The organism is Streptomyces sp. PTY087I2 (assembly GCF_001687325.1).
In the GTDB taxonomy this organism is placed as follows: Bacteria; Actinomycetota; Actinomycetes; order Streptomycetales; family Streptomycetaceae; genus Streptomyces.
Genome location: NZ_LZRD01000016.1, coordinates 43,095 through 65,475 on the forward strand (window position 1 = coordinate 43,095; position 22,381 = coordinate 65,475).

Annotated in this window: 23 protein-coding genes and 1 pseudogene; 13 read left to right on the forward strand and 11 right to left on the reverse strand. The window is 72.8% G+C overall.

Going from position 1 to position 22,381, the window contains the following annotated elements; all coding sequences use genetic code 11:
* Window positions 1–79: 79 nt before the first annotated feature.
* Window positions 80–1,033: a 5'-nucleotidase gene (locus A3Q37_RS18725; RefSeq protein ID WP_065485995.1), complete on the forward strand. Its 954-nt coding sequence runs from the start codon at window positions 80–82 to the stop codon at window positions 1,031–1,033.
* 25 nt (window positions 1,034–1,058) lie between these two features.
* Here the strand turns inward: A3Q37_RS18725 and A3Q37_RS35795 are convergent, their stop codons facing one another.
* Complete coding sequence (locus A3Q37_RS35795; protein ID WP_176711453.1) at window positions 1,059–1,205, reverse strand: hypothetical protein; 147 nt, start codon at window positions 1,203–1,205, stop codon at window positions 1,059–1,061.
* Window positions 1,206–1,469: 264 nt separating this feature from the next.
* Here A3Q37_RS35795 and A3Q37_RS37275 point away from each other — a divergent pair, with 264 nt between their 5' ends.
* Together A3Q37_RS37275 and A3Q37_RS18730 are read left to right on the forward strand one after the other, a co-directional pair.
* Window positions 1,470–1,625 carry a hypothetical protein gene (locus A3Q37_RS37275; RefSeq protein ID WP_176711454.1) on the forward strand — a complete coding sequence of 52 codons (156 nt, stop codon included), beginning with the start codon at window positions 1,470–1,472 and terminating at the stop codon, window positions 1,623–1,625.
* 127 nt (window positions 1,626–1,752) lie between these two features.
* Window positions 1,753–2,538: an SAM-dependent methyltransferase gene (locus A3Q37_RS18730; RefSeq protein ID WP_065485997.1), complete on the forward strand. Its 786-nt coding sequence runs from the start codon at window positions 1,753–1,755 to the stop codon at window positions 2,536–2,538.
* 60 nt (window positions 2,539–2,598) lie between these two features.
* On the opposite strand, the gene A3Q37_RS18735 is transcribed toward A3Q37_RS18730, so the two are convergent.
* Window positions 2,599–3,282, reverse strand: coding sequence for an HSP18 transcriptional regulator (locus tag A3Q37_RS18735; RefSeq protein WP_065485998.1), 684 nt, complete (start codon window positions 3,280–3,282; stop codon window positions 2,599–2,601).
* A 138-nt stretch (window positions 3,283–3,420) separates the two neighbouring features.
* On the opposite strand from A3Q37_RS18735, the gene A3Q37_RS18740 reads away from it, so the two are divergent.
* The 3 genes from A3Q37_RS18740 to A3Q37_RS18750 all read left to right on the forward strand — a co-directional run bounded on the left by A3Q37_RS18740 (window position 3,421) and on the right by A3Q37_RS18750 (window position 4,889).
* Window positions 3,421–3,852, forward strand: a complete 432-nt coding sequence (locus A3Q37_RS18740) for an Hsp20/alpha crystallin family protein (RefSeq protein WP_010069853.1) — start codon at window positions 3,421–3,423, stop codon at window positions 3,850–3,852.
* A 96-nt stretch (window positions 3,853–3,948) separates the two neighbouring features.
* Window positions 3,949–4,347, forward strand: coding sequence for a DUF2267 domain-containing protein (locus A3Q37_RS18745; protein ID WP_065486000.1), 399 nt, complete (start codon window positions 3,949–3,951; stop codon window positions 4,345–4,347).
* A gap of 104 nt (window positions 4,348–4,451) precedes the next feature.
* On the forward strand, window positions 4,452–4,889 hold the full coding sequence (locus tag A3Q37_RS18750) for a DUF2267 domain-containing protein (RefSeq protein ID WP_065486002.1): 438 nt from the start codon (window positions 4,452–4,454) through the stop codon (window positions 4,887–4,889).
* Between the two features lie 166 nt (window positions 4,890–5,055).
* On the opposite strand, the gene A3Q37_RS18755 is transcribed toward A3Q37_RS18750, so the two are convergent.
* The 3 genes from A3Q37_RS18755 to A3Q37_RS18765 form a co-directional block, all read right to left on the reverse strand.
* Window positions 5,056–6,525, reverse strand: a complete 1,470-nt coding sequence (locus A3Q37_RS18755) for a SulP family inorganic anion transporter (RefSeq protein ID WP_065486004.1) — start codon at window positions 6,523–6,525, stop codon at window positions 5,056–5,058.
* A 72-nt stretch (window positions 6,526–6,597) separates the two neighbouring features.
* On the reverse strand, window positions 6,598–7,194 hold the full coding sequence (locus A3Q37_RS18760; RefSeq protein ID WP_065486006.1) for a carbonic anhydrase: 597 nt from the start codon (window positions 7,192–7,194) through the stop codon (window positions 6,598–6,600).
* 318 nt (window positions 7,195–7,512) lie between these two features.
* Window positions 7,513–8,166 carry a bifunctional 2-polyprenyl-6-hydroxyphenol methylase/3-demethylubiquinol 3-O-methyltransferase UbiG gene (locus A3Q37_RS18765; protein ID WP_065486012.1) on the reverse strand — a complete coding sequence of 218 codons (654 nt, stop codon included), beginning with the start codon at window positions 8,164–8,166 and terminating at the stop codon, window positions 7,513–7,515.
* A gap of 152 nt (window positions 8,167–8,318) precedes the next feature.
* On the opposite strand from A3Q37_RS18765, the gene A3Q37_RS18770 reads away from it, so the two are divergent.
* Window positions 8,319–8,585: a hypothetical protein gene (locus A3Q37_RS18770; protein ID WP_065486263.1), complete on the forward strand. Its 267-nt coding sequence runs from the start codon at window positions 8,319–8,321 to the stop codon at window positions 8,583–8,585.
* Window positions 8,586–8,674: 89 nt separating this feature from the next.
* Here A3Q37_RS18770 and A3Q37_RS18775 read toward each other — a convergent pair whose 3' ends face one another.
* Entirely contained in the window at window positions 8,675–10,573 is a 1,899-nt protein-coding gene (locus A3Q37_RS18775) for an ABC transporter ATP-binding protein (RefSeq protein WP_065486017.1), read from the reverse strand.
* A gap of 164 nt (window positions 10,574–10,737) precedes the next feature.
* On the opposite strand from A3Q37_RS18775, the gene A3Q37_RS18780 reads away from it, so the two are divergent.
* Window positions 10,738–11,463 (forward strand): ribonuclease H, encoded by a 726-nt coding sequence (locus A3Q37_RS18780; protein WP_065486020.1) that lies wholly within the window; start codon window positions 10,738–10,740, stop codon window positions 11,461–11,463.
* Between the two features lie 27 nt (window positions 11,464–11,490).
* Here the strand turns inward: A3Q37_RS18780 and A3Q37_RS18785 are convergent, their stop codons facing one another.
* Window positions 11,491–11,901 carry an ATP-binding protein gene (locus A3Q37_RS18785; protein ID WP_079137861.1) on the reverse strand — a complete coding sequence of 137 codons (411 nt, stop codon included), beginning with the start codon at window positions 11,899–11,901 and terminating at the stop codon, window positions 11,491–11,493.
* A gap of 177 nt (window positions 11,902–12,078) precedes the next feature.
* Between A3Q37_RS18785 and A3Q37_RS18790 the strand changes: the two genes are divergently transcribed.
* From A3Q37_RS18790 to A3Q37_RS18805, 4 genes are all read left to right on the forward strand, one after another.
* A complete protein-coding gene (locus A3Q37_RS18790; protein ID WP_065486270.1) occupies window positions 12,079–12,912 on the forward strand; it encodes a Scr1 family TA system antitoxin-like transcriptional regulator in 834 nt (277 codons plus the stop codon).
* A gap of 57 nt (window positions 12,913–12,969) precedes the next feature.
* On the forward strand, window positions 12,970–14,073 hold the full coding sequence (locus A3Q37_RS18795) for a PP2C family protein-serine/threonine phosphatase (protein WP_065486022.1): 1,104 nt from the start codon (window positions 12,970–12,972) through the stop codon (window positions 14,071–14,073).
* Between the two features lie 120 nt (window positions 14,074–14,193).
* A complete protein-coding gene (locus tag A3Q37_RS18800) occupies window positions 14,194–14,469 on the forward strand; it encodes a WhiB family transcriptional regulator (RefSeq protein ID WP_065486024.1) in 276 nt (91 codons plus the stop codon).
* Between the two features lie 76 nt (window positions 14,470–14,545).
* Window positions 14,546–14,896 (forward strand): YkvA family protein, encoded by a 351-nt coding sequence (locus A3Q37_RS18805; RefSeq protein ID WP_065486026.1) that lies wholly within the window; start codon window positions 14,546–14,548, stop codon window positions 14,894–14,896.
* Window positions 14,897–14,926: 30 nt separating this feature from the next.
* On the opposite strand, the gene A3Q37_RS18810 is transcribed toward A3Q37_RS18805, so the two are convergent.
* On the reverse strand, window positions 14,927–16,285 hold the full coding sequence (locus A3Q37_RS18810; RefSeq protein ID WP_255311855.1) for a DUF6777 domain-containing protein: 1,359 nt from the start codon (window positions 16,283–16,285) through the stop codon (window positions 14,927–14,929).
* A 190-nt stretch (window positions 16,286–16,475) separates the two neighbouring features.
* On the opposite strand from A3Q37_RS18810, the gene A3Q37_RS18815 reads away from it, so the two are divergent.
* The gene (locus A3Q37_RS18815; protein WP_065486029.1) at window positions 16,476–17,798 is read left to right on the forward strand and encodes a streptophobe family protein; all 1,323 of its coding nucleotides are present in this window, start codon (window positions 16,476–16,478) and stop codon (window positions 17,796–17,798) included.
* A 44-nt stretch (window positions 17,799–17,842) separates the two neighbouring features.
* Here A3Q37_RS18815 and A3Q37_RS18820 read toward each other — a convergent pair whose 3' ends face one another.
* The 3 genes and pseudogenes from A3Q37_RS18820 to A3Q37_RS18830 form a co-directional block, all read right to left on the reverse strand.
* Window positions 17,843–18,859 carry a serine/threonine-protein kinase gene (locus A3Q37_RS18820; RefSeq protein ID WP_065486031.1) on the reverse strand — a complete coding sequence of 339 codons (1,017 nt, stop codon included), beginning with the start codon at window positions 18,857–18,859 and terminating at the stop codon, window positions 17,843–17,845.
* 594 nt (window positions 18,860–19,453) lie between these two features.
* Window positions 19,454–19,942: pseudogene (locus A3Q37_RS18825) on the reverse strand (hypothetical protein); the annotation flags it as partial.
* Window positions 19,943–19,951: 9 nt separating this feature from the next.
* Window positions 19,952–22,315, reverse strand: coding sequence for an FHA domain-containing protein (locus tag A3Q37_RS18830; protein WP_065486035.1), 2,364 nt, complete (start codon window positions 22,313–22,315; stop codon window positions 19,952–19,954).
* Window positions 22,316–22,381: the final 66 nt, after the last annotated feature.

Sequence of the window (22,381 nt, forward strand, 5' to 3'; positions counted from 1 at the left end):
GACGCGGTCCGTGGGGAACAGCCGTGCGACGGTGCGATAGTGGGGGCGCATCAGCTCAGGGCCGACCGGAGGAACCGCCGTGCACTACGAACTCGCCGACCGGCTGGTCATCGGGATCGCGTCCAGCGCCCTGTTCGACCTGACCGAGTCGGACGCCGTCTTCCGGGAGCAGGGCGAGGAGACCTACCGCGCCCACCAGGAGAAGCACGTGGGCGACCCGCTCCGCCCGGGTACCGCGTTCCCCTTCATCCGCCGGCTGCTGTCACTGAACGACCTGGGCGAGGTGAACGACCCCCTGGTCGAGGTCATCGTCCTGTCCCGCAACGACCCCGACACCGGGCTGCGGGTCATGCGCTCCATCGAGAGTCACGGACTGCCCATCAGCCGGGCCATCTTCATGCAGGGCCGCTCGCCCCACCGCTTCATGCCCGCGCTCAACATGTCCCTGTTCCTGTCGGCCCACGAGGGGGACGTCCGTGAGGCGGTCGCCGCCGGACTGCCCGCCGGGCATGTCCTCGGCGCACCCTACGAGGACGACGCGGACGACCACGACCTGCGGATCTCCTTCGACTTCGACGGGGTCCTCGCCACGGACGCCTCGGAGCAGGTGTTCCAGGAGGGCGGGATCGAGAAGTTCCGCGCCCACGAGGTCGCGAACGCCGCCGTCCCGCACGACGCCGGGCCGCTGCGGGACTTCCTGGCGAACGTGAACCGGATCCAGCAGCGGGAGGAGCAGGAGCGCCGCAAGGACCCCGACTACCGGATCCGCCTGCACGTCTCCATCGTCACGGCCCGCAACGCTCCCGCGCACGAGCGTGCGGTGCAGAGCCTCAAGGGGTGGGGCGTGACCGTCAACGACGCGTTCTTCCTCGGCGGCATCGACAAGGGCCGGATCATGAAGATCCTGAAGCCGCACATCTTCTTCGACGACCAACAGGGCCATCTGGAAAGCACCTCGCGCACCACCCCGAGCGTGCACGTACCGTTCGGAAAGCTCAACGAGCCGGCGGCCCTCGGCATCCCGGACGCCTAAGCGGTACGAGCACGGAGACGGGCGCTCAGCGGGCGCCCTCCGGCTGGTGAACCGTCACCTCCCCGTGGGCCGAGAGCGCGGCCGGGCCACGCAGCCGGTCGGGGAGCCAGCGGGCCAGGACGAGAACGAGGGCGCCGAGCACGGTGAGAGCTTCGGGCGCGGACAGGGGCACCCCCCCCGGGTCGGTTCGGTCATGCGGCCATCGTCGGATCCGGCAGGGGCCCGGCACATCGCGCTCACGTCGCGCCCGTGTGCGACCTGAGGCGCATACGGCGGTGGCGCATGTCATCCCGTACGCGTATCCCACCGCACCGGCGAGAAGGCGCCCTTGAGTACCGATAGTCACGATCATGATGCGCGGCATGATCGCGCGAGGGTGTGGGAGAGTACATCCCTGCGGAACCGGGGGGTTCCGTGTACGGGGGAGGGGTGAACCATGGATCTGTTCGACGTGGAGCTGGGCGGGCGGGACGACGAGGGGGCGGACGCCGGAGGCCGCTGGTCGTGGTGCGGCGTCATCACCGTCGGGATCTTCATCCTGCTCGCGATGCTGATCAGCTGGGTCTTCGGCCTCGTCGGCCGGATCTTCTGACCGCCCGTCCGCCCGCCCTGCCACCTCCGCATGACGCCGGGCGCGGGGTACGGTCGCCCCCAGGGGGCCGGTCGGCGTGCGTCCGGCCGACGCCAGGTCAGGTACGGAAAGCGGGCAGAGGAGAGCCATGAACGTCGACGACGACGAATTCCGCCGCAGCATCCGGTCCGACGTCCCCCACTCGGCGCGCGTCTGGAACGCGTGGCTGGGCGGCAAGGACCACTACCCGGTGGACCGGGAGCTGGCCGAGGCGGTGAGCGCGGCCTACCCGCAGATGGTCGACATCGCCCGTGCCTCCCGCGCGTTCCAGATCCGCGCGATCCGCTATCTCGCGTCGGTGGGAGTGCGCCAGTTCCTGGACGTCGGGACCGGGCTGCCGGTGGCGAACAGCACCCATGAGGTGGCGCAGAGCATCGCGCCGGAGTCCCGGATCGTCTACGTCGACAACGACCCGATCGTCCTCGCCCACGCGGAGGCGCTCCTGACCAGCGCGCCCGAGGGCCGCACGGCCTATGTGGACGCCGACCTCTCCGCGACGGACGCGGTGGTGGACGAGGCGGCGAAGACCCTCAACCTGTCCGAACCCGTCGCCGTGCTCCTGCTCTCGACCCTCGGGCACCTCGCTCCGGCCGAGGGCATCGAGGTCGTCCAGCGGTATCTGGCCCGGATGCCGTCGGGAAGCCATCTCGTGCTCTGCGACACGGTGAAGACCCCGCAGACGCTGGCGGCGCAGGAGGCGTACGCGTCGGGCGACAACCCGCCCTATCTCGTACGGGAACCGGAGGAGATCACCGGCTGCGCCGAGGGCCTGGAGCTGGTCGAGCCGGGCTTCGTCCCGATCGACCGCTGGCGGCCCGAGGAGGAGGACGCGGTGCCGGTCGACCAGTGGGGGCTGGTGGCCCGCAAGCCGTAGCCGTAGCCGTAGCCGTTCGGGGCGGGCCCGGGTGTGTGCCCGGGCCCGCCTTCGTGTTGGTCAGTCGCCGCGCCGGCGGGCGGCCGTGTCCTCGCGCAGTCGGCCGGTGTGCCGGGTCAGTGCGTCCACGCGGTCCGCCAGCTCCCGGTGGTCCGGGGCGAGATGGGTGTGGAGCGCGGTGAGCGGCGTGACCAGGGCGGCGGCGTCGTCGGTGCCGAGCGCCTGCCGGAGCCGGTCCAGCGAGGCGTCCGCCGCGGCGGGCAGATCGGTCAGCGCCGTGATCCGCCCGGCGAGCGACCGCAGATCCGCCGCGTTCTGCCGGGCCCACGTGGTGATCGACCGGTCGCCCGCCCGGCGGTCCCGGGTCGCCCGGACCCGCTGTTCCCCGGTGCTGCCCTCGGAACCGGGGCGCAGGCGCAGATAGCGGCGTTCGGCGGCCTGACGGCTCGCGACGCCCAGCGGGTCGGCGAGGTCGGCCCAGCTCGCCCCCGCCGCGCGGGCCGTCTCGATCAGGCCGGTCTCCCAGCCCGCGAGCTGCTCCCGTACCTCGCGCAACAGCTGGAGCGAGGCCAGGGCCTGGGCCCGCTCCGTGACCGGTGGCGGGGCGGAGGCGGCATCCCCGGTGTGGCCGTGTGCGTCGCGGACCGCCTCGTCGATGGTCTGGAGGGCCGCCCACGCGGCAAGGAAGGAGACGGTGTCCGGGGTGGGGCGGCGGGGTGGTTGGGGCTGGGTCGGTGGGGGCACGGAGGCTCCTCGCTGCGCTCGACGATGCAGTCATCCTTTCGGTGACATGGTCAGTTGTCATCGAATGGATGACATGCTACAACGGTGTCAGGTGAAAAGCGCGGGCTGACCGCCAGATCGACCGGAGGTGTTTCCGTCATGCTGATGCGTACCGACCCCTTCCGTGAACTCGACCGGATCACCGAGCAACTCCTGCGCCCCGGCACCTGGTCGCGCCCCTCGGCGATGCCGATGGACGCGTATCGGGAGGGCGACGAGTACGTGGTGGCCTTCGATCTTCCCGGCGTCTCGCCGGACGCGATCGACATCGACGTCGAGCGGAACATGCTGACCGTCAAGGCCGAACGACGGCCGGCGGTGAACGCCGACAACGTACAGATGGAGCTCTCCGAGCGTCCGCTGGGCGTCTTCTCCCGGCAGATCGTCCTCGCGGACACGCTCGACACCGAGCGCATCGACGCCGACTACGACGCGGGTGTGCTGACCCTGCGCATCCCGATCGCCGAGCGCGCCAAGCCCCGCAAGATCGCCATCGGCGGGGAGTCCCGGCGCAAGCAGATCAAGGGCTGACCCGGGTCGGCCCGCGACAGCGGCGGGGGCCGGGACGGATCTCCTTCTTCTCCCCGGTCCCGGCCCCCGCCCGCACCACCCTGGGAGGGAGCTGCGGTGACCCTGCGATGGGAAGCGTTCCTGGACCGGGTCCAGGAACGCGGAGAGTACGAGACACACGAGGAGGCCGAACGCGCCGCGCGCGTCGTCCTGGCCCTCCTCGGCGCCCACCTGGTGGGAGGAGACCGGGCCGAACTGGCCGCCCGGCTCCCGGAGACCATGGCCCTGATCCTGCTCAACCCGCTCCAGGCCGTCGAACCGCTCTCCCCGGAACGGTTCGTGCGCGCCACCGCGGCCTGGATCGAGGGGGCCGGAGAACAGACCGCCCGGTGGGACGTCGGAGCCGTTCTCAGCGTCGCCGCCGAGGCGGCGGGCGAGGACCTCACCCGCCGCATCCTGCTCCAACTGCCGCCCGGGTATGACCTGCTCTTCGGCGGGCATCCGAAGAGCACCTGACCTTGATCCACCGCTGTCCGCCCCCGCGCCTGCTCGACGACGAGCCGCGGGGGCGGACAGTGCATCGACACGAGCAGTACGGACGAGAAGGGCCTGCCGCCACGATGACCCACAAGCCTCGGAACGCCGGCGCACCGATGGACACGACCTTTGACCTGCTGTTGGAGAAGATCCGGTACGAGGGCGCCTACCCCACGCGCGAACGCGCCGAGGAGAGCCTGCGCGCGGTGCTGGGCGCGCTGGGCCGCCAGATCACCGGCGACGAACGCGTCGCGCTCGCCGCCGCCCTGCCCGAGGAGGCCGCCCGCGTGTTCACCGCGGAGGTCCCGGCCGTGAAGCAGCTCGCCGGGGCCGCCTTCGTCGGCGAACTCGCCGGGCGCACCGGAGGCACCCCGGCCACCGCCCGGTGGGACGCCGGGGTGGTCCTCGGCCAGATCGCCGCACTGGTGGGCGACGACCTTGTCGCCGAGGTCGTCAGCTCCCTGCCGCCCGGTTACGCGCTCCTCTTCGGCCGCGCGGAACTCCTCGCCCAGGCAGCCTGATCGGACATTGCTTCGGGGCGCGGGACCTGGGCCCCTCGAAGCCGCACAGCGAAGCTGCCCCGGGCTCAGCGGCCCCGGCCGCGCTTCAACCACTCGCGCTACTTCGGCGAGACGCCGCGCGCTTCCGTGAAGCGCGCGGCGTCCCGTACGGCCGCCTCTGCGGGGTCTATTGACGGATCGTCACCGGCTCGATCTCCGCGTTGTTGTGCCGGCGCGCCCAGTTCTCCAGGGCGACCCGGCAGGCGTGGTCGAGGTGGCGCAGTCCGGTGAGGTCCAGCTCTATGGGCTGGTCCTGCGGGAGCTTCTCCAACTGCTCCAGGATGCGGGGGAGTCGGAGGAAGGTGGCGTTCCCCGTGAGGGTCACCACGACCCGGCCGCCGGTGAGTTCATGGGTGGTGAGCTGGACGTGGGAGGTCTCCCAGGCCGACTTGACCACCGCGAGCAGCAGGCCGAGCACGACCCCCTCGAAGAGGTTCGTCACCACGATGGCGATCGCGGTGATCGCCAACAGGACGGCCTCCCCGCGGTGTTCGCGCCACAGCGGGCCGAACTCCCTGGCGGGCACCAGCTTGCACCCGGCGTGCACGAGGACTCCGGCGAGCGCGGCCAGCGGGATGATCCCGACGGCGGCGGGCAGCAGCGCGGCGAAGAGCAGCAGCCACAGACCGTGGGCGACCCGGGAGAGCGCGGTGGTCGCCCCGGCCTGGACGTTGGCGGCGCTGCGGACGATGACCGCGGTCATCGGCAGGGCGCCGAGCGCCCCGCAGATGGTGTTGCCGACGCCCTGGGCCACCAGCTCCTTGTCGTAGTCGGTACGGGGGCCGTCGTGCATCCGGTCGATGGCCGCCGCGCTGAACAGGCTCTCGGCCGAGGCGATCAGGGCGAAGGCCAGGACGGTGCCGATGACCGCCACATCGGCGAGCCGGGAGAACTCCGCCCCGCCGGGCAGATCGATGGCGTGCAGCAGCCCGTTGACGTCGGCCACCGCGGGCCGCAGCCCGGCGAGCGAGGCGACGGCGGTGGCCAGAGCGACCGCGGCAAGGGGCGCCGGGACGATCCGCGCCCGGGCCGGGAGCTTCGGCCAGAGCAGCAGCACCGCGACCGTTCCGGCGCCGAGGCCGAAGGCGGTCAGGGCCTCCTGGCCGGTGACGATGTCGACGGCGAGACCGGGGAGCCCGGCCAGTTTGGCGAGGCCGCTGCCCGGCTGTTCCAGGTCGGCCATGGCGTACACCTGGCCCAGCACGATGATCAGGCCGATGCCGGCGAGCATGCCCTGCACCACGGAGACGGAGATGGCGCGGAACCAGCGGCCGAAGCGCGCGACACCCAGCACGACCTGGAGGAGCCCGGCCGCGAGCACGATTGGGCCGAGCGTACTCAGACCGAATTCTCTGACGGCTTCGAAGACGAGGACGGTGAGTCCGGCGGCGGGGCCGCTGACCTGGAGTTTGCTTCCGGGGAGGAGGCCGACGACGAGTCCGCCGACGATGCCGGTGACCAGGCCCAGTTCGGCCGGGACCCCGGAGGCGACGGCGACGCCGACGCACAGCGGCAGCGCGACCAGGAAGACGACGAGTGACGCCAGCAGGTCACGTCGTACGACGTGGGGGTTCTTGAGTTCCTTCGCGGAAATCACGATGGCTTCCCTTGTGGGTACGGTCGCGCCCGGCCGGGGCCGAGCGCGGGGACGTGGGGGGAGGGAGAGCCGTCAAAGGCGGGCGAACTCGGTGCCGCGTTCGGGACGGTGGACGCTGACGGAGCCGGTGTGCACTTCGTAGTACCAGGCGTGCAGGCCGAGGGAGCCCTCGGCGAGCCGCTCGCGCACCGCGGGGTAGCCCCGCAGGGTGTCGAGCTGGGCGAGGGCGTGGGCCTGGACCGCGCCGGGGAGGTCGCCGGCGTCGGCGGGGGGTGTGCGGCCGTCCGTGGAGTGCTTCAGCCAGTGGCGGACGGCGGGCATGGCGGAGAGGTCGTCGCCGCGGAGAATCGCGCCCACCGCGCCGCAGTGGGAGTGCCCGCAGACGATGATGTCGCGCACCTGGAGCACGCACAGCGCGTACTCGATGGTGGCGGCCTCGCCGGTGGGCCGGTCCTGGCCCGGATAGGGCGGCACGATGTTGCCCGCGGTGCGGAGTTCGAAGAGCTGACCCGGGCGGGCGCCGGTGATCAGCGAGGGGACGACACGCGAGTCCGAGCACGTGACGAAAAGTGCTTCGGGGGTCTGGCCGTCCGCGAGACGTTCAAAGTCCTTTGCGTTCGCGGCGACGTGCTCGGTGAAAGTCCGGGCGTGTTCTACGAGGGACTGCATGGTGGCCTGCCTCCTGCATCCGGCGGTGCCGGGGAGCGGTGTGGTCGGGTCATATCGACGAATGCGCTAGCTGTGTCCGTATGCACGTTCGGAAGGGGCGAGGGGTGCCTCACCTTGAGGTTTGCCGGACGGCAGCCGTCATGAGGCCCGCTCCGGCCGCTCCGCACGGATACGACTACAGCTGAGCATATAGACCAGAACTTTGCTATCGCATTACCTTCTCGTGAAGGAACGTAAATGCGCCACCCAAGTCATTCATTCGGCTTGTTCTTTGTGATAGCCAATGGGTGGAGAGTTCCGAGAGGTATGTCTGCGACGTCAGATGCGTCGGCCGTGCACGAAGACATGCGGCTCGGGTGCGCCCGCCGGGTGGTCCGGGGTGAACAGCGCGCTGTGCGTCCACTCCACGGCGACCCCGGCCCGTCCGACGAGGGCGGTGAAATCCTCGGCGCTGAAGCTGGAGACCCGGACCGGCTGCCCCATGAACACCGCGTCGGCCCCCGCGACGTCCACCGGCACCGTCGCGGCGACCAGCAGCCCGCCGGGCCGCAGCGACCGCACGAGCCGCTCCAGCAGGTCGGCCTGCTCGGCGCGCTCCAGCTGGAGCAGCGAGAAGTACACGCAGACCGCGTCGAACTCGCCCTCCGCCAGCGGGAGATCGCGGATGTCGGCGCACCGGAACTCGGCCCCCGGAACCTGCCGGGCCGCGAGCGCGGTCATCACCGGCGACACATCGACGCCCAGCACCCGGTGCCCCGCTTCCGCCAGGGTCGCCGCCGTGGGCCGGCCCGTCCCGCTGCCCACGTCCAGCACCCGGCTGCCCGGGGCGAGATCCGCCAGCAGCCGCTCCAGCGACTGCCGGTGGGCGGCCGAAGCGGCGAAGGCCCGTTCGTACTCCGCGCCCAGCGCGTCGAACACCGCCGCGGCCGGACTCCCGTGACCGTCGCCCGTACGTCCCTGGCTGTCACCCATCGAGGCGGTCCTTCCTTGGTCCGGCGGCCGGCCGGGAGCCATGTGCCCGGCCGCTGTGAGCGTCCCCCGGCGAGCGCCTGAGTATGCCGGTCCTCCACTCCTGAGTACGTTCCCCGATGCCCGGGGTTTCCGGGCCGCTGTTCGATGGCCGTATGACCTCCGAAGCGCCGCGCCGCCCCCGTATCGAGCACGTCACCACCGCCGGCTCCGCCCTGGCCGTCACGCTGCTCCCGCTGGTGGTCGGCGTACTGCTGGCCAAGACCATGGCGGCGGACCCGATGACGTCGGTGAACGCGCTCGTCACCAACGGGCACCGCCCGCGGGTCTCCCCGAAGGAGTGGCGCCGGTGCGGCGGCCACGCGCTGCGCCGCCTGCGGACCGCCGAGCGGCCCTCCTTCGCCCGCACCGGCACGCGCTGACGCCGCCCGGCCGGTGAGGTCCGGCCGAACGGCGTCGGTGGGGGAGTGTGTACGGGCGTGGGTACGGGCCCGAAGCCCCGGGTCCCGGGTCAGCCGACCGGCTGGACCGGTCGTTCCCCGTCCGAGGTCGGCCGCTCGAACTGGGTGCGGTACAGCTCCTCGTACCGCCCTCCGGCCGCCAGCAGTTCGTCGTGCGTGCCGCTCTCGACGACCCGGCCCGCCTCCAGCACCAGGATCTGGTCGGCCGCCCGTACGGTCGACAGCCGGTGGGCGATCACCAGGGCGGTCCGGCCCGACAGCGCCTCGGCCAGCGCCTCCTGGACGGCCGCCTCCGAGGTGGAGTCGAGGTGTGCGGTCGCCTCGTCGAGGATCACGACCCGCTGACGGGCCAGCAGCAGCCGGGCGATGGTGAGGCGCTGGCGCTCCCCGCCCGAGAGCCGGTAGCCGCGCTCGCCGACCACGGTGTCGAGCCCGTCGGGCAGCGAGGCGATCAGACCGTCCAGCCGGGAGCGGCGCAGGGCGTCCCAGATCTCGTCCTCGGAGGCGTCGGGCCGGGCGATCAGCAGGTTGGCGCGCACCGACTCGTGGAAGAGGTGCCCGTCCTGGGTGACCATGCCGAGCGTGTCCCGGATCGAGTCGGCGCTCAGATCGCGTACGTCGACGCCGTTCAGCCGTACGGAACCGGCGTCCGCGTCGTACAGCCGGGGCAGCAGCTGGGCGATCGTCGACTTGCCCGCGCCCGAGGAGCCCACCAGGGCGATCGTCTGCCCCGGCTCGGCCCGGAACGACACCTGGTGCAGGACCGGTGTACCGCCCCGGTCGTCGAGCGTGGCGACCTCCTCCAGGGAGGCCAGGGAGACCTTCTCGGCGGTCGGGTAGCCGAAGGACACCTCGTCGAACTCCACGGAGACCGGTCCTTCCGGCACCCGGCGGGCGTCCGGCTTCTGCTCGATCAGCGGCTTGAGGTCCAGGATCTCGAAGACCCGCTCGAAGCTGACGAGCGCGCTCATCACCTCGACCCGGGCCCCGGCGAGGGCGGTGAGCGGCGCGTACAGCCGGGTCAGCAGCAGCGCCAGCGCCACCACGGCCCCCGGGTCCAGGGTGCCGCGCAGGGCGTAGAAGCCGCCGAGTCCGTAGACCAGGGCCAGCGCCAGGGCGGAGACCAGGGTGAGGGCGGTGATGAAGGCCGACTGGGCCATCGCCGTACGGACGCCGATGTCCCGCACCCGGTCGGCGCGGGCGGCGAACTCGGCCGACTCGTCCGATGGCCGGCCGAAGAGCTTGACGAGGGTCGCGCCGGGGGCGGAGAACCGCTCGGTCATCTGGGTGCCCATCGCGGCGTTGTGGTCGGCCGCCTCCCGCTGGAGCCCGGCCATCCGGGCCCCCATCCGGCGGGCCGGCACGACGAACACGGGGAGCAGCACCAGCGAGAGCAGGGTGATCTGCCAGGAGATCGTGAGCATCACGGCGAGCGTCAGCAGCAGCGTGACGAGGTTGGAGACGACACCGGAGAGCGTGTTGCTGAACGCTCGCTGCGCGCCGATCACGTCGTTGTTGAGCCGGCTGACCAGGGCGCCGGTCCGGGTCCGGGTGAAGAAGGCCACCGGCATCTTCTGCACATGGTCGAACACGGCGGTGCGCAGGTCCAGGATCAGCCCCTCGCCCAGCGTCGCCGACAGCCAGCGGGTGAGCAGACCGAGACCGGCCTCCACGACGGCGATGAGCGCGATGAGCAGGGCGAGCCGGGTGACCGTGCCGGTGTCCTCACCGTTCACGATCGCGTCGACGACCTTCCCGGCCAGCAGTGGAGTGGCCACCGCGAGCAGCGCGGTCAGGACGCTCAGCAGCAGGAAGCGGTAGATCCGCCGTCGGTGGGGGCGGGCGAAGAGCATGATGCGGCGCAAGGACGCCCGGGAGAAGGGCCGGCGGTCCTGCTGGGCGTTCATCGCGCTGTGCAGCGAATGCCACGCCGTGACTTCCATGTCCATGGGGCGCTCCGAAATCGATGGCCCCCGGATCCCCCGACGGCCTGCGGATCCCCGTCGGCCGTGCGGCCCCGGGTTCACCGAGAACGCTAAAACCTGAAGCTTGGTTGAGGTCAAGGCCGATGGGCATGCCGGGAGCGGTCATGCGGGGCTGGCATGATCGGGGGATGAACGAGAGCATCATCGCCGCGTGTGACGGGGCGTCGAAGGGGAATCCCGGGCCGGCCGCCTGGGCGTGGGTCGTCGCCGACGCGCAGGGCGAGCCCGTGCGCTGGGAGGCCGGTCCGCTGGGCACCGCGACCAACAACGTCGCCGAGCTGACGGCCCTGGCGCAGCTGCTGGAGTCCACCGATCCGGCGGTGCGCGTCGAGGTGCGGATGGACTCGCAGTACGCCATGAACGCCGTCACCAAGTGGCTGCCGGGCTGGAAGCGCAACGGCTGGAAGACCTCGGGCGGCAAGCCCGTCGCCAACCGTGAGCTGGTCACCCGGATCGACGCCCTGCTCACCGACCGTTCGGTGACGTTCCGCTACGTTCCCGCCCACCAGGTGAACGGCGACCCGCTCAACGCGATCGCCGACCAGGCGGCCAGCGAGGTGGCGGTCACCCAGCTTCCGGCCGGTACGGCGCACGGCGCGACGGCTCTGCCGGTGCCCGCGCCCGCGCGGTCCACGAAGGGGCGTACGGAAGCTTCCGGGGCGGCGGGCGGCCGATCGGGCGGCGCGAAGGGGAGGAGCGCCGGGGGCGCGGCCCGGAGCGGGCGGTCCGCCGGCACGATCAAGGCGCGCTTCGCGGGCCGGTGCCACTGCGGCAAGCCGTACGCGGCCCAGGAGCCGATCGCGAAGAACCCCAACGGCTGGGGTCACCCGGAGTGCCGTACGGCTCCCGCCTGAGGGGGCGGGGAGGCCGCGGGGGAAGTCTCAGAGGTCGGCCCAGACGAGCCGGCCCGCCAGCGCGGCGCGGGTGCCCCAGCGGGCCGCCAGCGCGTCGACGAGCAGAAGGCCCCTGCCGTCCTCGCTGAGACGGTCGAGCGCGTCGTCGGCGTCGAGATCGCGGGCCGTCGGCGCCTCGCCGACGGGAAGGCCCGCGGAGTCGGCCGGGGAGGCCGGGGCCGGGATCCGGGCCCGGCCGCGGTTCCACACGCAGATGCGCACGCCCTCCGCGGAGCGCAGGAGCCGACAGCGGATCCGCCGGGTGCTGGTGTGCTGCACCGCGTTGGTGACCAGTTCGGTCACTATCAGAGCCGCCGCCTCGATCCGTTCGGCCGGTTCGCCCCAGGCCCGCATGGCCTCCTGGACCCGGTGCCGGGCCTCCGGCACACCCCCTGGCAATCGGGGAACCCACCAGCTGTGTGCACCTCGGTCACCTCGAACACCTCCGTCATCGGGGGCACGCTCCGCGCAACTGACTATTTCCGACATGTATGCACTCTCGACGCAAAACGCATACTTTGCAAGCGACAGAGTGTGTAATGCTCCGCCTCGGGGCTCGACGAAGAAGGTATGCGCATGCGAGCCCGGTCCGGTCCCACGGTGGAACACCGCGTCCTCGCGGTCCGCCTCCGCATGCTGCGGGAACGCGCGGGCGTCAGCCTGCGGGCCGCCGCCGAGGCGCTGGACGCCCACCCAGCCACCGTACGGCGCATCGAACGCGCGGAGACCGGGCTCGACGCCCGCCAGGTCGGCGAACTGCTGCGCTGCTACGGCGTGCCGCCCGCCGTCGCCGGGCCCATCATGGCCGGGCTCGCCGCCGCGAATCTGCCCGGCTGGTGGCACCGCTGGCGGGACGCGATGGAGGCCTGGCAGCAGGAGGTCATCGGCGTGGAGTCCTCGGCGAGCCTCGTGCGGACCTGGCACCCGGCGCTCGTGCCCGAACTGCTGCGCACGCCCGCGTACGCCGCCGCGCTCTACCGCACCCAGTACCCCGGGGACAGCCCTGCCCGCCGGGAACGCCGGGTCGAGCTGCTGCGGGAGCGCCGCCGCCGGCTGTGCGAGCGCGGGGCCGCCCTCTGGGCCCTGTTCCCGGCCGCGGCCCTCCGTACGCGGGTCGGCGACCGGGAGACCATGGAGGGGCAGCGGGCCGCGCTGGCCGAGGCCATGCGGGAGCAGCACGTCACCGTCCAGGTGGTGCCCCTGGACCACCCGCCGCACCCCCTGACCGGCGTACCGCCCCTGCACATCCTCCGGGTCCCCGCACCCGAGATCGGGGACCAGGCGGTGCTGGAGACCCCGGGCGTCCGGGTCGACCTCATCGAGGATCCCGAGGCCGTGATGGCCCACCGCATCCGGCTCGACGCCGCGTGCGCCGCCGCGCCCGGCCCCGGGACCCCGCTGCCGGAGTGAGCGCGTGCGGCCCGCCGCCGGGATGCGGCGGGCCCCGGCCCCGTACAGCGTGGGGGAGTGGTGCAGCAGCGCAGAGCCAAGTGGATCCCGTTGGGGGTCATCGTGCTGGGCGTCGTGCTGGACCTGGTGACCCCGACGGACGTCACCTCCGCGCCCCTGCTGATGGCCGCCCCGGTCGCCGCCGCGCCGCTGCTCGGCCTGCGCGGCATCGTCGCGATCGGGGCGCTCGCCATGGCCGTCCACGCGGTCCTCGCCTGGAACGACGGCACCTTCGGCTGGCAGCGCGGCGTCGCCAACCAGCTCACCCTTCTGGCCGTAACCGTGCTGGCCGTCCTCATCAACCGCTCCCTGGAGGGCCGGGACGCCCGGACCCGGCGTGCCCGGCATATCGCCGCCGTGGCCCAGAGCGCCGTCCTGCCCCGGCCCCCGTCGCGCCTCGGGGAGCTCAGGATCGCCGCCCGGTATGTGCCCGCCGAGGACGAGGCCATGATCGGCGGCGACCTCTACGTCGTCCAGGACACCCCGCACGGCGTGCGCGTGATGGTCGGGGACGTCCGCGGCAAGGGCCTGGGCGCGGTCAGCGCGGTCTGCGCGGATCTGGGGGCCTTCCGGTACGCGGCGGACGAGGCGGAGGACCTGCCCGGCCTCGTCGCCGCGCTGGAGCGGGCCCTCCTGCGCGAGGGCGGCCGGCGCGGCGGCCAGGAGGAGGACGAGGGGTTCACCACCGCGCTGATCGCCGAGTTCGCCGATGACCTCGGCACCGTACGGGTCGTCAACCGGGGACATCCGCCGCCGGTCCTCCTGGACGCCCAGGGCCGGGCCACCGTCCTCGAACCCTCCGAGGAGGCGCCCCCGCTCGGCATGAGCGGCCTGGGGACCTGGTCGTGCCCGGTCGACACGTTCCCGTTCCCGCCCGGCGCCACCCTCATCTGCTACACGGACGGGGTCACCGAGGCCCGCGACGAGTCCGGGGTCTTCTACGACGCGTCCGTCCGGCTGCCCTTCCTCGTCCACCACCGCGCGCTGGTCGGCTACCCGGCCTCCCCGGCGCAGATCCTCCACCTGCTGATCGAGGACGTCGGCCATCACACCGGGGGCCGCATCCAGGACGATCAGGCGCTCCTCGCCCTGCACCGCCCTCCGGTCCCTCCGCACGCGTAGCGTCCGTCCCTGTGCGCTTCGGCGTCCGGTACGTGTTTGAGGCGTCGATCGTCGGTCACCCGCACGGAAGACACGTACGGCAACCGACTTACGACGTCACGACATCGGGAGTGAGCAGAGTTGAGCAGCACGGAGAACTGGCGTCTGCACGCCGCCTGCCGCGAGGAGGACCCGGACCTGTTCTTCCCCATCGGGAGCACCGGCCCCGCGGTCGTCCAGGCAGAGGAGGCCAAGGCCGTCTGCCGGACCTGTCCCGTCCGGGCCGCCTGCCTGGAGTGGGCCCTGGAGAACGGCCAGGACTCCGGCATCTGGGGCGGTCTGACCGAGAACGAGCGACGCGCCCTGAAGCGCCGCAGCCGCAGGTGGGCGGAGGCCCGGGGACGCGGCACGGCCTGACGCGTACCGCCGTGAGGCCTCTCCGCCGTCCGGAGCCGTGTTCGTGATCCGGGAGCGAATGGGTACACGATGAGCCATGGACACCACCGTTTGGCTCGTTCTCGGCGCCGTGGCCGCGCTGATCATGCTGGCCCTGGCCGTCGTGCTGCTGGTGCGCGTCTTCCGGGCCAGGAAGCTCCTGGTCGACGCCGGGATCCCGCTGCGCAGCAAGGCGCTCGTCTGGGCCGCCGTCATCTACACCGTGTCACCGGTCGACCTGCTGCCCGACCCGATCTACCTCGACGACATCGGCTTCCTGCTGGTCGCCCTGCGCTCCCTGCACGCGGCCGCGTCGGCCGCCGGAGTGCGTACGGGAGGGGGTACGCGGGCGAAGACCCCGGTGGCCCCGGCGAATCCGGCGGAGGGCCGCCCCGACGCCGTGGGCTGAGAGGACGGTCTTTCCTCGCCGGCTACCGGCTCAGCCGAAGGCGGGGGCGCCCGGCGGGGCCGTTCCCGCGCCGGGATCCTCCGGGGCCTGGGTGTCCGGGGCGGGCGGCTGCGGGGCCGACTGCGAGTCGGGCGAGCCCGGCGGGTCCTGCGGCGCGGGCTCGGTCCCCGGGTCGTCGGGCGGCGGCTCCGAGGTCGCCGGGTCGTCCGGCGGGGGTTCGGAGGTCGCCGGGTCCTCACCGGGCTGCGACGTCCGGTCGTCCGGCGCGGGCTCCGACGGGGTGGTTCCGGACGAGTCGGGGCAGGGGTCCGATCCGGGCGGGCACGGAGACTCGGAGGCGTCCTTCGGCGGATCCGTCTTCTTGTCGCCCTTGCCCGTGTCGCCGGCCGGCCGCTTGAACCAGTCGCCGTTCTCCGGATCGACCATCACGAACTCTTTCACCGGCTTCTCCGACGGCTCCACCACGACCACGTCGGAGGCCCGGTAGCCCGGCCACGCCTTGCCCGTCTGCCGCGGATCGTCCTGCGCGACGGGCGGCAGCAGCGGGTTCCCGCACGCGCACCGCACCCTGGGGACGCCCCGGTCGTCGACGAGGACCGCCGTACCCGCCTGGAGCACGGCCTGATAGGCGTTGGCCTCGCCGTCCCGGTAACCGTGGTTGGTGACCCGGGTGTCCAGGCGCAGCGTCACGGGGGTGAGCCCGCGCAGATAGCCGGGGACGGCGGACGGCTCGATGTCCTGGACCGAGGCGAACGCCCGGTTCTTGTCCGGCGCCGCCCGCAACACCTTGACCTGCTGCTCCACATCGCAACTGGAGACCTTCTGCGTGCCCCCGTACAGCCCCGGAGCCGCGCCGTCCACGCCCCGCGTCACCTGCGCGCCGGTCTTCGACGGGCTCGGCGCGACGGAGGGGCTGGCGGTCCCGGGCTCGGGGGCGTCGCCGTCCGCCGTGGACTCCGTGAACGGATCCGGCCCGGACTCGCCCGCCGCCTGGAGGAAGACCTCGCCGCCCTCCTTCGACCCGCCGCCGTCGTCGGGCCGGGTCAGCACGACCACCAGCACCACCGCGGCGACCAGGGCCGTCGCGATCGCGGCGATCCGGGGCACCGAGCGCCACCAGGGGCGGTCGGGGCGGGGACCGGGGGCGGCGCCCGAGCCGCCGCCCGGGCCGCCGGGACCACCGCCGGAGCCGCCCTCGCCGCCCCCGTCACCCGAACCGCCCGAGCCACCGGGGCCGTTCGGCCCACCGTGGTCGCCGCCGCTGGGCGGGCCGGGCGGCGGGCCCGAAACGGTCGGCGGGGGCGGGGTGGGGCCGGACTCCGAAGGGCCCGAGAGCGGGCCGGACGGCGGTCCTGTGGGGCGGCCGGATGGCGGCGGTTGGACACTCACGGGCTCTGCTCCCCGTTGTCGGGACCACCCCGGAGGCTCCCGCCCGACCCGGTTCCGTACCGGAGCCATAGCGTGACAATCCAGGGCATTTCGCACCATTGTCTGCTCTGCCCCGGCGGTCCCCGCAAGCGGAGGGAGGACCCGGTTCCCCGGGGAGCGGAGCGTACGGTCCCTGCTTAGCGTGGCAGGCGTGAACGTCCGCGCGAGCAACGACGAGAACAGCGCACCCGCCCCGCACGGCTGGCGCCACGCCCTCCTCGCGGTCCTCACCGGCGTACTGGCCATGGTGGTGACCGCGGCCCTCGGCTTGTGGGCCGCCGGTGCCGCCGGGCTGCCCGGCGGTGCGTTCCCGGCCGTCGTCGCCGCGGTGGTGGTGATGGCGGCGGGCGGCTCGGTAGGGCTGTCCGGGGACGCCGGTTCCCTCGTGGGGACGCAGGCCGACCTCTCGGTCCTGCCGCTGTCGGTCACCCTCGTGGGCGCGCTCCTCGTCGGCCGGGGCTTCCTCCGTCCGCTGCACCACCGGGCCGTCGCCGGAGGCCGCGAACTGGCGGGCTGGGCGGGCCGTGTCGCCGCCCTGTGGATCGTCGCGCTGATCGTCCTCTCGCTCATCGCCCGGCACACCTTCACCCTCTCGGCCGATGACCTCACCGGCAGCGAAGCCGGGGATCTCCTCGGCGCGGACCCGAAGGTCGGATTCCGCGCGGAGATCCCCCTCACCCTGGTCTTCGGGCTGCTGTGGCTGGCCGGGGTCCTCGTGCTGGCCCTGATCGTCTCGCGCCGCGCCCCGCTCCCCGGCCGGCTGCTGCGCTTCCAGGAAGCGGTGCGCCCGGCGGCGTACGCCATGGTCGTGCTGCTCCTCGCGTGCGTCGCGCTGGGTGTCGTCGCCGGGATCATCGTGATGATCACGCGCGGACACCCCGCCGAGACCGCCGCCGTTCTCCTCCTCGGACTGCCCAACCTGGTCTGGCTCGCGCTTACCCTCGGCCTCGGCGCGTCCTGGGAGGGCAAGGTCGAAGGCCCCTTCGGGCTGCCCATGCCCCAGGTGCTCGACACCGTCCTGCGCACCCCCGACCTCTCCACCCTGAACCTGAGCACCCTCGCCGAACAGGACGGACGCGTCCGCTGGCTCGTTGTCGTCGTCGCCGTGCTGGTGCTGGCCGCCGCGTTCCTCATGGCGGCGAGGTCGCCCGCCCGGACGCGGCTGTGGCAGCACGCGGTCCATATGGCGGTGGCGCTCACCCTGACGGTGCTGTTCATCTGCCTGACCGCCCGGGTCTCCGCCCACTACGGGCTGTCCCTCCTGGGCCTGGGAGACCTGGGCGGCGGACTCGGCGGGGAGGTGTCGCTGCGCCCGAAACTGTGGACGGCGCTCGGGTTCGCGGTGCTGTGGGGCCTGGTCACCGGCTTCCTCGGCGGCCTCGCGGCCACGCGGGTGCGTCGGCGCGGCGAGGTGGTGGACCCGGAGCCAGGACCTGGCTCCGGCTCCGGCACTGGCTCCGGCTCCGACGCCTGAACGGCCGCCGGTCCTGGACGTCTGAACGGCCGTCGCTCCTTCGCTCAGCCGCTCCCCGGGAAGACCGGGGCGGCCCAGCGCGGCGGGGCGGGCGGTGGTTCGGGGGTGGCCGACCAGGAGCCGGCCGGTGCGTCCACCCGGGTCGCCGGGTGCTCGCCGGGCCCGATGCCCGCCGCCGCGGCCCGCAGCGCGGCGACGAACCGCAGGCAGGTCTCGTAACGGTCCTCCGGCGACTTGGCGAGCGCCTTCGCCAGTACGCCGTCGACGGTGGCGGGCAGCCCGGGCCGCAGCCCGCTCGGCGGGGTGGGCGGGTCGTACTGGTGGGCCCAGAGCAGCGCCATGTCGTCGTCCCGCTGGAAGGGCGGCGCCCCGGTCAGGGTCTCCTGCACGACACAGGCGAGGCTGTACACGTCACACCGCCCGTCCACCGGCCGCCCGGAGATCTGTTCCGGCGCCACGTAGTCGAGGGTGCCGACGAACTGGCCGACCGTGGTGAATCCGGTCAGCGACAGCGACTTCTTCGTCAGCCCGAAGTCCGTCAGATACACGTGCTCCGGATGGTCGCTGTCGGTGCCCGCCGCCACCAGGATGTTGCCGGGCTTCACATCCCGGTGCACCAGGTCGTGGTCATGGGCGGCGTCGAGCGCGGACGCGACCTGGGCGGCGATCCGGACGGCGGCGGTCAGGTCCAGCGGCCCGCGCCGGTCGATCAGGACGCGCAGATCCGCGCCCGCGACGAACCGCATGGCGATGTAGAGCAGCCCTTCGGTCTCGCCCGCCTCGAACACCGGCACGATGTGGGGGTGGTCGATCGCGGCCGCCACCCGCGACTCGTGCGTGAACCGCTGCCGGAAGGTGTCGTTACGGGCCATCTCGGGGGCGAGCAGCTTCAGCGCGACGATCCGGTCGAGACGCAGGTCCTTGGCGCGGTAGACCACGGCCATGCCGCCGCGCCCGATCTCGGCCTCCACGAGATAGCTCGCGATCCGCTTGCCGACGAGATCGTCCCCGCGCCCGGTGGGCAGCTCGGCATCGTGCGACGGGGGAGGCGGCGGCGCCATCGCCCGTCACCGCCCGCCATCGCCGGACGCCCCGCCGCCGCCGGACGGTTCATCGGGCCCGGCGACGGTGATGGCCCGGGTGGGTTCGGGGCCTGCGGGCGGCGCAACGGGTGTGCGGTCCGCTTCGTCGGGGGTGACCACGCGGGTCGGTTCCGGCCCTGTGGGCGGTGCGACGGGGGCGGATGCGGCTTCGTCGGGGGTGACGAGGCGGGTGGGCTCGGGCCCTTCGGGTGGTACGACGCGTGTCGGCTCGGGCCCGTCGGCGGTGACGACGCGGGTCGGTTCGGGGCCGTCCGGCGAAACCATACGAGTCGGTTCGGGACCATCAGGCGAAACCGCACGGGTCGGCTCAGGGCCGTCCGGCGGAACCATACGGGTCGGTTCGGGGCCATCAGGCGAAACCGCACGGGTCGGTTCGGGCCCCTCGGGCGGGACCACGCGCGTGGGCTCGGGTCCCTCCGGCGGGACCACGCGCGTCGGTTCGGGCCCCTCCGGTGGCACCGCACGTGCCGGTTCGGGACCCTCACCTCCCGCCACCCGAAAAGGCTCCGGCGTCTCCGTCTCCCCGGACGCGGATGCCGGTGCCGCCGCTCCCGGGCCCGCCTCCGCCGCGTACGTGCTCAGGCGGGTCCCGTCGCAGAAGACCCACCGCTCGTGCTCGGCGTCGTACAGCCACACCGACTCCCCGTCCACCACCATCCCCACCCGCAGCCCCCGCGTCCGCTGCCGGAAGCCCTCGCCGTCGCTGCGGCCCTCGGCCAGGTCCTGGGCCGCCCGGCGGTACTGGCTCAGCGACTCCTCCGCCCTGGCCAGCAGCGGTCGCGGGTCCGCGGTGCGGGCTAGCGGCGCCCCGGGGGCCGGCGGCGTCTGCGGTACGGAGACGAGGAGGCGGCCGTCGACCCAGGCCGACCAGCCGTTGGAACACGCGACGTACGCCCAGTCCCCGCGCCGGTCCTGCACCTGGACAGGAAGCAGCGCGTCCAGCGGATCGGTGGGGCGGGCGACATCGGGCGACTCCCACGCGGGCAGCCCGTCCGGCGGGACGACGTGCGTGGGGCGGAATTCCGGGGTCGGGGTCGCCATGGAACCACCTCACTTCCGCATGACCGCGGGCTCGTGCCGCCTCAGCAGTTTCGCGACCACGTATCCGAAGAGGAGCGAGAGAACGACCATCATGCCCATGTTGAGCAGCCAGACCCCCGCCGAGTGATCGAAGAGCGGATCGGAGGTCAGCTCGCCCGGCACGATCCGCGCCAGATCGATCGTCCCGGCCATCGCGCCGAGCGCCCACCGCGACGGCACCAGCCAGGACAGCTGCTCCACACCCGGGACACCGTGCAGCTTGAGCAGCGCGCCGCAGAAGACGACCTGGACGATCGCGAGGAGGACGAGCAGCGGCATCGTGACCTCCTCCTTGCGGACCAGCGCGGAGACCAGCAGGCCGAGCATCATCGCGGTGAAGGACAGCAGGGCCACGGCCAGCGTGATCTCCACGAGCGGCGGCATGAACACCCCTTCGCCGCCCGGCGCGCCGAGATCGACGCCCACCAGACCCACCAGGGTCAGCACCACGGCCTGGAGGACGGTGATGGTTCCGAGCACCACGATCTTCGACATCAGATACGCGGATCTGGACAGGCCGACGGCTCTCTCGCGCTGGTAGATCACCCGTTCCTTGACCAGCTCCCGTACCGCGTTGGCCGCTCCGGTCAGCACTCCGCCCACGCACAGGATCAGCAGGGCGTTCATCGCCGTCTCCTGGGTGAGCCGGCTGCCCGCCAGTGCGCGGGCCATCGCGCCCATGACGAACGGCAGCGCGATCATGATGATCAGGAACGTCCGGTCCGCGCTCAGCGCGGAGGCGTACCGGCGTACCAGAGTGTGCAGTTGCGCGCCCCAGTTACGGGTCTTGGGCGGTGGCGCGACCATCGCTCCGGGCGCGGCGGCCGGCAGATGCGGCTGGGCCGTGGCGTTGTCGATGTACTGCCAGCGGAAGGGCGAGCCGGCGTAGGTGGCCGCCCAGTCGCGGTCGCGGTCGTTCTCGAACGCCTCGAACGCCTCCGGCCACTCCTCGAAACCGAAGAAGGCGAGGGCGTCCTCGGGCGGGCCGTAGTAGGCGATGCGTCCGCCGGGCGCGAGGACGAGCAGCCGGTCGCAGACCTCCAGGCTCAGCACGCTGTGCGTCACCACGATGACGGTGCGCCCGTCGTCGGCCAGTCCGCGCAGCATGTGCATGACCGACCGGTCCATGCCGGGGTCGAGCCCCGAGGTCGGCTCGTCCAGAAAGAGCAGCGAAGGCTTCGTCAGCAGTTCCAGGGCCACGCTCACCCGCTTGCGCTGGCCGCCCGAGAGCGAGTGGATCGGCTGGTCGGCGCGCTGTTCGAGGCCGAGTTCCTGGATCACCTCGGTGACCCGCGCCTGCCGCTCGGCCTTCGCGGTGTCCTGCGGGAAGCGGAGCTCGGCGGCGTAACCGAGGGCTTTGCGCACGGTCAGCTGCGCGTGCAGGATGTCGTCCTGCGGGACGAGGCCGATGCGCTGGCGCAGCTCGGCGAAGTCACGGTAGAGGTCACGGCCGTCGTAGAGCACCGTGCCCCGGTCGGCCGGGCGCTGGCCGGTGAGTGCGTTGAGCAGCGTGGACTTGCCCGCGCCGCTGGGGCCCACCACGCCGAGCAGGCACTTCTCGCCGACGGGGAAGGAGACCTTGTCCAGCAGGGTCTTGCCGTCCTTGCCCGCGCGGCCGACCGTCACCTCCAGGTCCTGGACGTCCAGCGACACCTCACCGGTGTCCACGAACTCCTGGAGCGAGTCGCCGACCAGGCAGAACGCCGAGTGGCCGATACCGACGATGTCTCCGGGACCGACGGGGCCCCGGGCGACCGGCTGACCGTTGAGGAAGGTTCCGTTGTGGCTGCCGAGGTCGACGATCTCGTACGTGCCGTCGGCCAGCGCCCGCAGCTCGGCGTGGTGGCGCGAGACGACCAGATCGTCGATGACGAGGTCGTTCCCGGCGTCGCGGCCGATCCGTACGGTCTTCGCGGGCAGCGGCCGTACCGTCGTCGGCTGCCGGAACGTGCCGGTCGCCCCGGGCATCGAGACGGAGGAGGGACGGTCAGCCGCGGCGGAGGGCGCGGGAGGTTCCCGGCCCAGCAGGAGGGCGCGTGGTCCGTCGCTCGGATTGCCGAAGCGGATCTCGCTGCCCGCGCCGACGTCCGAGGCGTGGATGCGCCGGCCGGCGGTGTACGTGCCGTTCGTGCTGTCCTCGTCCTCGATCGTCCAGTGGCCGTCCTCGGGATGCAGGATCGCGTGGTGCCAGGAGACCCGGTCGTCGTCGATGACGATGTCGCTCCCGGGATCGCGCCCGACATGGTAGTCCCGGCTCGGACTCATCACCGTGGAGCCCAGATCGGTCTCCAGAACGAGTTCGGGCGCAGTCGGCGTCGCGGGCCGCTCTCCCATGCCTGAATTCTATCGATACGTACCGATCGCCGCCCGCCGTCGAGGTTTTCGCCGCCCCGGACTGCT

Excerpts from the sequence above, each read along its gene's own strand:
- A3Q37_RS18820 (WP_065486031.1), bottom strand. The coding sequence starts at position 18,859 with ATGGCGCCGCCGCCTCCCCCGTCGCACGATGCCGAGCTGCCCACCGGG.
- A3Q37_RS18730 (WP_065485997.1), top strand. The coding sequence starts at position 1,753 with ATGAACGTCGACGACGACGAATTCCGCCGCAGCATCCGGTCCGACGTC.
- A3Q37_RS18805 (WP_065486026.1), top strand. The coding sequence starts at position 14,546 with ATGGACACCACCGTTTGGCTCGTTCTCGGCGCCGTGGCCGCGCTGATC.
- A3Q37_RS18760 (WP_065486006.1), bottom strand. The coding sequence starts at position 7,194 with ATGCAGTCCCTCGTAGAACACGCCCGGACTTTCACCGAGCACGTCGCC.
- A3Q37_RS18830 (WP_065486035.1), bottom strand. The coding sequence starts at position 22,315 with ATGGGAGAGCGGCCCGCGACGCCGACTGCGCCCGAACTCGTTCTGGAG.
- A3Q37_RS18750 (WP_065486002.1), top strand. The coding sequence starts at position 4,452 with ATGACCCACAAGCCTCGGAACGCCGGCGCACCGATGGACACGACCTTT.
- A3Q37_RS37275 (WP_176711454.1), top strand. The coding sequence starts at position 1,470 with ATGGATCTGTTCGACGTGGAGCTGGGCGGGCGGGACGACGAGGGGGCG.
- A3Q37_RS18775 (WP_065486017.1), bottom strand. The coding sequence starts at position 10,573 with ATGGACATGGAAGTCACGGCGTGGCATTCGCTGCACAGCGCGATGAAC.
- A3Q37_RS18765 (WP_065486012.1), bottom strand. The coding sequence starts at position 8,166 with ATGGGTGACAGCCAGGGACGTACGGGCGACGGTCACGGGAGTCCGGCC.
- A3Q37_RS18790 (WP_065486270.1), top strand. The coding sequence starts at position 12,079 with ATGCGAGCCCGGTCCGGTCCCACGGTGGAACACCGCGTCCTCGCGGTC.
- A3Q37_RS18780 (WP_065486020.1), top strand. The coding sequence starts at position 10,738 with ATGAACGAGAGCATCATCGCCGCGTGTGACGGGGCGTCGAAGGGGAAT.
- A3Q37_RS18740 (WP_010069853.1), top strand. The coding sequence starts at position 3,421 with ATGCTGATGCGTACCGACCCCTTCCGTGAACTCGACCGGATCACCGAG.
- A3Q37_RS18770 (WP_065486263.1), top strand. The coding sequence starts at position 8,319 with ATGACCTCCGAAGCGCCGCGCCGCCCCCGTATCGAGCACGTCACCACC.